The 505-nt window shown below is 48.9% G+C and carries 1 protein-coding gene; it reads left to right on the top strand.

All coding sequences use genetic code 11. The features are described 5' to 3' along the window. Positions 1 to 505, top strand: a 505-nt coding sequence (locus tag R7R24_RS30770) for an aminotransferase class I/II-fold pyridoxal phosphate-dependent enzyme (protein ID WP_318120722.1), incomplete at both ends; no start/stop codon positions are given.

Raw genomic sequence — 505 nt, 5'->3', positions numbered from 1 at the left:
CTCATATGTCGTTGTGGGAAGGAGCACGCACCGCTGGAGCGCAGATTCATCCTTTCATGCACAACAACATGAATCATCTGCGCAAGCAGATCCAACGCCACGGTGCGGGAATCATCGTTGTCGATTCGGTGTATAGCACGATTGGCACAATCGCCCCGTTACGTGCCATCTACGAAATGGCGAAGGAGTTTGATTGTGGCTTAGTCGTAGATGAATCCCATTCATTAGGCACACACGGACCAAAGGGTTCTGGATTATTACAAGAACTGGGACTAACACAGATGGTGGATTTCGTTACCGTAAGTTTGGCTAAAACGTTCGCCTACCGCGCTGGTGCGATTTTAGGCCCGAACAAGCTAGCACAATCGCTGCCCTTCGTGGCCTATCCTGCATTTTTTAGCTCAACGGTTTTGCCGCAAAAAGTCGTGCGTCTAGAAAAAACACGGGAGGTAATAAAAGCGGCTGACGACAAACGTGAATGTTTGTTCAAGCGAGCAAAAGAACT

The organism is Vibrio sp. 704, from assembly GCF_033339295.1.
Note: the sequence above shows the minus strand (reverse complement) of the source record. Positions and strands in the feature narration are given on the sequence as shown.